The sequence below is a fragment of the Micromonospora deserti genome, assembly GCF_003236335.1.
Taxonomy (GTDB): Bacteria; Actinomycetota; Actinomycetes; order Mycobacteriales; family Micromonosporaceae; genus Micromonospora; species Micromonospora deserti.
Genome location: NZ_POUB01000040.1, coordinates 26,293 through 32,837, shown reverse-complemented (window position 1 = coordinate 32,837; position 6,545 = coordinate 26,293). Strand labels below are relative to the sequence as shown.

Here is a 6,545-nt window from a genome sequence, read left to right as displayed (position 1 = left end):
GTGCCGGTGGGGGTGGGGGACGGCGTGCCGCCGCCGTCGAAGTCGCATGGCATTCCTCCTCGTCGATGGACGGGAGGTTATCAGTTAACTTTGTTAAGTGTAAATGGCGGGCGGAGTCGCCCCCGCTCCGCGAGTCGCGCCGCCCGCCGGACGATCCCGCGCCGTCGACGGCAGTGGGCAGGCCCCGCGCTACGCCGGGGCCAGGGGCAGCAGCACGACCAGCCGGGTGTCGCCCGGCTCGGACTGCACCCGGATGTCACCGTGGTGCTTGTTGACCACGATCCGATAGGAGATGTCCAGCCCGAGACCGGTGCCCTCGCCGACCGGCTTGGTGGTGAAGAACGGCTCGAAGATCCGCGGACGCACCTCCGGCGGGATGCCCCCGCCGGTGTCGCGGATCTCCACGATCAGTCGGTCCTCGGTGCGGCCGGTGCGGAGCGTGAGCGTGCCGGTGGCGCCCATCGCGGCGAGCGCGTTGTCGATGAGGTTGGTCCAGACCTGGTTCAGCTCCGCGGCGTACGCCGGGATGGCCGGCAGCGTCTTGTCGTACTCCTTCACCACCCGCACCCCCGCGGGAACCTTGGCCTGGAGCATGACCAGTGTGGCGTCGAGCAGGTCGTGCACGTCGACGGTCTGGTGGGGAGCCCGGTCCAGTTGGGAGTACTGCTTGGCGGCGCCGACCAGCCCGGAGATTCGGGCGACCGCGTCGTCGATCTCGCCCATCAGCAGTTCGGTGTCGATGGTGTAGGTGATCCAGTGGATCGCCGCCTCCAGGTCGTCGTCGCCGACCGCGGCGTCGACCTGGCTCAGCCAGCCGGCGTCGATGCCCCCGGCGACCAGGGTCGACGCGAGCTCCCAGGCCCCACGGACGCCGTGGTCGTCCAGCCAGTCGGCGAGCTCGCCCTCGGCGTCGGTGACCGCCAGCGGGGTCAGCGGTGGTGCCGCGGCGGCCCGCTTCACCGCCTCCTCCTGGAGTTCGACGAGGTGGTGCAGGCGCCGGCCGTCGAGCCGGCCGTCGGCGATCATGGCGAGCTTCTGACGCATGTTGGCGATCCGGCCGCGTAGCGCGGAGGTGGCCCGGACCGCGGCTGCCGCCGGGTTGTTGAGCTCGTGGGTCAGGCCCGCCGAGAGCGCGCCCAGCGCCAGCAGCCGCTCCCGTTCGCCGATGATCGTCTGCATGGTGCGCATCCCGATGAAGAGCCCCTCCAGCAGGTGGATGGCCATCGGGAACCACCGGCGCATCGCGTCGGCGATGATGTCGGCCGGGAGAGCGAAGACGTCACAGTCGGTGACCGCGAAGAGGCTGTTGGTGTACCGCTGCTCGGCCGGGTCACCGATGTACGCCTGCGTCGCGCCGCCGTACACGCCTCGCTGACTGGTACGGCTGACCTCGACCTCGTCGCCCTGGACCCGGCGGTGCATCGCCACCGTGCCGCTGAGCAGCACGTAGAAGCAGCGCGCCGGCTCGCCCTCGACGTATACCGCGTCCCCGGCGCGGCGCTGCTCGACCCGGCCGTGCTCGGACAGGTGCGTCAGCTGTTCCGGGGTGAGTTCCGCGAAGAGGAAGAGGGTCCGCAGCTCGTCCGGCGCGAGCCGGTCGGATGTGCCGGTCACTGTGCCTCCAGGTAGCGGTGCACCAGCGATACCGCCATCGCGCCCTCGCCGACGGCGGAGGCCACCCGCTTCACCGAGTCGGCCCGCACGTCCCCGGCGGCGAAGACCCCGGGCATGCTGGACTCCAGGTGGTACGGGTCGCGCGGCAGGGTCCACCCCGGCGGCCGGCGGCCACCCCTGGTCAGGTCGGGCCCGGTGAGCACGAAGCCGCGCGGGTCGCGCGCGACGGCGTCGTCGAGCCAGTCGGTGCGGGGCTCCGCACCGATGAACACGAACAGCCAGGAGGCTTCGACGCTGCGGGTCTGGTTGCTGCGGGCGTCGCGGAGGGTCAACTCCTCCAGGTGCTCCGCGCCGGCGCCGCCGACCACCTCGGTACACGGGTGGATCTCGATGGTGTCGATCCGCGCGATCTGTTCGATCAGATAGCTGGACATCGACCGGGTCAGGTCGGCACCGCGGATCAGGAGGTGCACCCGCCGGGCGTACCGGGAGAAGTGCACGGCGGCCTGACCGGCGGAGTTCGCCCCGCCCACGATGTAGACGTCCTGGCCGGAGCAGTTCGGCGCCTCGGTGGCGGCGGAGCCGTAGAAGCAGCCGCGGCCGGTCAGCTCGGCCAGCCCCGGCGCGGTGAGCATCCGGTAGGACACGCCGGTGGCGAGCACGACCGTGTGCGCGGCGACGGTGCTGCCGTCGGCGAACCGGAGCATCCGGGCTGAACCGGCGTCCTCCAGGGCCACCACCTCGCGGGCACTGAGCAGTTCGGCGCCGAACCGTAGCGCCTGCCGGCGGGCCCGGTCGGTCAGTTGGGCGCCGGAGACCCCGTCCGGGAAGCCGAGGTAGTTTTCGATCCGGCTGCTCTGCCCGGCCTGACCGCCGGTGGCCCGCCGCTCGATCAGCACGGTGCGCAACCCTTCTGAGGCGCCGTAGACGGCGGCACCGAGGCCGGCCGGTCCGGCCCCGACGACCACCAGGTCGTAGAAGTCCGCGGCCGGCGTCGTGGTCAGGCCGACGTGCGCGGCGAGTTCGGCCTCGCTCGGCTGCACCAGCGACTTGCCGTCGGCCGTGACGACCAGGGGTACGTCGTTCGCGCTCGCCCCGGCCGCCGCCAGCAGCCGGCTCCCCTCGGCCTCGTCGGCGAGCAGCCAGCGGAACGGCACCAGGTTGCGGGCCAGGAAGTCGCGCACCGCGAAGGACGGGGCCGACCAGCGGTGACCGACGACCCGGAGGTCGTTGTCGGGCGCCTCCGCGGTGGCCAGCCACGCCTCCAGCAACGAGTCCAGCACCGGATAGAGCTTCTCCTCCGGCGGGTGCCACGGCTTGAGCAGGTAGTGGTCGAGGTCGACGACGTTGATCGCGTTGATGGCGGCGTCGGTGTCGGCGTACGCGGTCAGCAGGACCCGCCGGGCCGCGGGAAAGAGGTCCATCGCGGCCTCGAGGAACTCGATGCCGTTCATCTGGGGCATCCGGTAGTCGGCGATCAGCACCGCGACCTGTTCGCCGCGAAGTTTGAGTTCGCGCAGTGCGTCGAGCGCCGTCTCCGCGGAGTCGGCCCGGACCACCCGGTAGCGGTCGCCGTAGCGGCGACGGATGTCTCGGGCAACCGCCCGGGAGACGGCCGGGTCGTCGTCGACGGTGAGGATCGCGGGGTTGGCCATGGCGACAACTAAAGCACCTGGCGGGCGGTGAACTCGAACGGTCAGTCGCGGTCATCCCGCCGGTATGCCAACAAATCGATCAGTCCGGAGCTTCCCGGATGCATTGCACCTGCATTGTGAAACGCGTACCATCGTTCACGATGCAAGTGTATTGCAAAAGTGGGGAGTCCAATGCTGGTGATCGCGTTGTCCGAACTGACTGCCGACATGGTCGACCTGGTGGGCGGCAAGGCGGCCGGGCTGGGGGAGATGGCCCGGTCGGGTGAACGAGTGCCGGAGGGTTTCTGCGTCACCACCACCGCCCACGACCTCGGTGTGATTCCGCAAGCCGAGGTCGCCGAGGCGTACGAGCGGCTGGGCGCCGGCCCGGTGGCGGTGCGGTCCAGCGCGACCGCGGAGGACCTTCCGGACGCCAGCTTCGCCGGACAGCAGGACAGCGTCCTCGACGTCACCGGGGTCACGGATCTCCTGTCGGCGATCCGCAGGTGCTGGGACTCGCTGCACCACGCCCGCGTCGTGGCCTACCGCGACGCCCACCAGATCGACCACCGGCCGGTGCGCATGGCCGTCATCGTGCAACGCATGATCGACCCGGCGGCGGCGGGTGTGCTGTTCACCGCCAACCCGCTGACCGGCTGCCGCACCGAGATGATGGTAGAGGCCACCGCGGGGCTGGGCGCCGCCGTCGTGGACGGCAGCGCCGCCGTCGACCGGTACGTCCTCGACGGATCGCCGCCGGCCGGTTCCGGGGTGCTGACCGCCGGCCAGTTGGACGAGCTACGGGCGGCCGGCCGCCGGTTGCAGGACCACTTCGGCCGCCCGCAGGACATCGAGTGGGCGTACGACCGGCAGGGCGTCCTGTGGCTGCTCCAGTCGCGGCCGATCACCACGCTGTTCCCGTCGCCGCCGGACACCGGGCGGCCCGCTCCCCGGGTCTACCTGGAGTTCGGCCACGTGCAGGGCATGCTGCAACCCGTCACCCCGATGGGCATGTCCACCCTGAAGTCGCTGGTGGCGGCGATGCTGGCCGCCCTCGGACTCACCGTGGAGATCACCGACATCGGCGGGCGTCTCTACGGCGACCTGACCGACCTCGCGCGCAGCCGGTCCGCCCGCAAACGGCTGGTCAAGCTGATGGCGGTGGACTTCGGCCCGCGCGCCCAGGCGGCGATGGAGCACGTGCTCGCCGATCCGCGGTTCGCACCGCCGGCGGAGGCCAGCCCTCGTCGCGCGCAGACCGGTCCGGGCCTGCGCACCGGTCTGCGGGCCGCGACCGGGATCATGCGGGCGCTGGCTCGCCCGGAGGTCGCCCGAAGCCGGCTGTTCCGGGAGATCGAGCGGCTCAAGGTCGGCGCCGCCGCGCCCGCCGGGCTGGCCACCGCCGCCGACCGGCTGCGCTTCGTGCGCGCGGAGGACCCCTCGGCCGGCTCCGACGAGATCGTCTGGCCGATCGTCGCCGGGATGCTCGCCGCCGCGATGCCGGCCGCACTGTTGCGGGGGGTGGTCAGCCGCGACGAGATCAACACGGTGCTGAGCGGCATGCCGCACAACGTCACCATCGAGATGGATCTGGCGTTGTGGCGGCTGAGCCGGCAGGTCGGTGAACACCGGCACCTGCTGCTCACCACCCCACCGCAGGACCTCGCCACGGCGTACGCGCGGGGCGCGCTGCCCGACATCGGCCTGGCGGCGTTCCTGGACAGCTACGGCCACCGCGCCGCCGCCGAGGTCGACCTCGGCGTGCCGCGCTGGGACGAGGACCCGACGCCGGTCTTCGCCATGATCGCCAACTACCTGCGAGTCACCGACCCGGAGCAGGCACCCGACCGGCGCTTCGCCCGGGCCGTGGCGACTGCCGAGGCCACTCTTGAGGAGATCGTCGCGCGGGCCCGCCGCCGCCGGCCCGTCCGCGGCCGACTCGCCGGGTTCCTCCTGCGCCGGGCCCGGATGCTGGCCGGGCTGCGGGAGGCCGGCAAGTTCGCCGGCCTGTACCGGTTGCGGGAGATGCGCCGGCAACTGCTGCTCGTCGGCGCCGAGTTGGCGGGGCGGGGATTGCTGGAGCAGCCCGGCGACGTCATGTTCCTGACCCTCGACGAGGCGCACGCCGCCGTCCACGACGGCGCGGACCACCGGTCGACAGTGGCCGCCCGGCGCGCGGTGCACCAGCGGGAACTGCGCCGACCGAGCGTCCCGGTGGCCGTACTCTCCGACGGCACGGACGTCGAGGCCGTCCTTGCGCCGGCACCGGCTCTGCCCGGCGCGCTGCGAGGGGTGGGAGCCGCAGCCGGCCGGACGACCGGACCGGCCCGGGTCGTCCACGACCCGGCCACCGCCCACGTCGAACCCGGCGACATCCTGGTCACTCCCACCACCGACCCGGGCTGGACCCCCCTGTTTCTCACCGCCGCGGCACTGGTCACCGAGACCGGGGCGGTCATGGCGCACGGCCCGACCGTCGCCCGTGAGTACGGCATCCCCGCCGTGATCTGCGTCCGCGACGCCACCCAGAAGATCCGGACGGGACAGATCATCACGGTGGACGCCGCGGCCGGCACGGTGAGCATCGACTCCGCAGCCGAGTCCGAAACCACACGTCGGCCGACGATCAGCGGCGCCCGCCCCTCGTGACAGCATGAGGCCATGCCGAAGAAGGTCGACCGTCACGAGCGGCGCACCCTCATCGCCGACGCGTTGATGCGGGTCGCCGCGCGTCAGGGCGTGGAGGCGGTGAGCCTGCGCCACGTGGCGGCCGAGGCCGGCGTCTCGGCCGGGATGGTGCAGCACTACTTCCGTACCAAGGACGAGATGATGGCCTTCGCCATGGCCGTCGTGCGCGAACGCACCCAGGTCCGGGTCACCGATGCGATCGCCCGGCTCGGTGACGACCCGTCCCCCCGGCTGCTGCTGCGTACGATGATCGCCGCGGTTCTGCCGCTGACCGAGGAGTCGTGCGCTGACGGGCGGGTCGCCCTGGCGTTCCTCGCGTACGCGGCGGTGCGGCCGGAGGTCGCCGCCGGCATGCGCGAGGACACCGGCCAGATGCTGGATGCCGTCGCCGGCCTCATCCCGGCACACGGACGGGAGGAGTACGCAGCCGGCGTGCTGGCGCTGATGGAAGGGCTGGGCATCCACCTGCTCGGCGGCCACTACACGGCCGAGCAGGCGCTGGCCGCGCTGGACGCCCACCTGGACCTCGTCTTCGGGTCGGCGGAGGGCGCAGCCGGCCGCTGATGTCCTGCGGGGCGGGCGGCCGCCCGGGCCGGCCGCGCGCCCTGA

The 6,545-nt window shown here is 72.3% G+C and carries 4 protein-coding genes; 2 read left to right on the top strand and 2 right to left on the bottom strand.

The annotated features are described in order from the left end of the window. Window positions 1-189 precede the first annotated feature (189 nt). Window positions 190-1,614 carry an ATP-binding protein gene (locus C1I99_RS34765; RefSeq protein WP_111133755.1) on the bottom strand — a complete coding sequence of 475 codons (1,425 nt, stop codon included), beginning with the start codon at window positions 1,612-1,614 and terminating at the stop codon, window positions 190-192. Further along, entirely contained in the window at window positions 1,611-3,269 is a 1,659-nt protein-coding gene (locus C1I99_RS09050) for an NAD(P)/FAD-dependent oxidoreductase (protein WP_111133754.1), read from the bottom strand. Before C1I99_RS09050 ends, C1I99_RS34765 begins: the two co-directional genes overlap by 4 nt. A gap of 177 nt (window positions 3,270-3,446) precedes the next feature. Here C1I99_RS09050 and C1I99_RS09045 point away from each other — a divergent pair, with 177 nt between their 5' ends. Then, on the top strand, window positions 3,447-5,897 hold the full coding sequence (locus tag C1I99_RS09045) for a PEP/pyruvate-binding domain-containing protein (RefSeq protein ID WP_233512418.1): 2,451 nt from the start codon (window positions 3,447-3,449) through the stop codon (window positions 5,895-5,897). A 12-nt stretch (window positions 5,898-5,909) separates the two neighbouring features. After that, complete coding sequence (locus C1I99_RS09040; protein ID WP_111133752.1) at window positions 5,910-6,500, top strand: TetR/AcrR family transcriptional regulator; 591 nt, start codon at window positions 5,910-5,912, stop codon at window positions 6,498-6,500. Window positions 6,501-6,545: the final 45 nt, after the last annotated feature.

Excerpts from the sequence above, each read along its gene's own strand:
- C1I99_RS09050 (WP_111133754.1), bottom strand. The coding sequence starts at position 3,269 with ATGGCCAACCCCGCGATCCTCACCGTCGACGACGACCCGGCCGTCTCC.
- C1I99_RS09040 (WP_111133752.1), top strand. The coding sequence starts at position 5,910 with ATGCCGAAGAAGGTCGACCGTCACGAGCGGCGCACCCTCATCGCCGAC.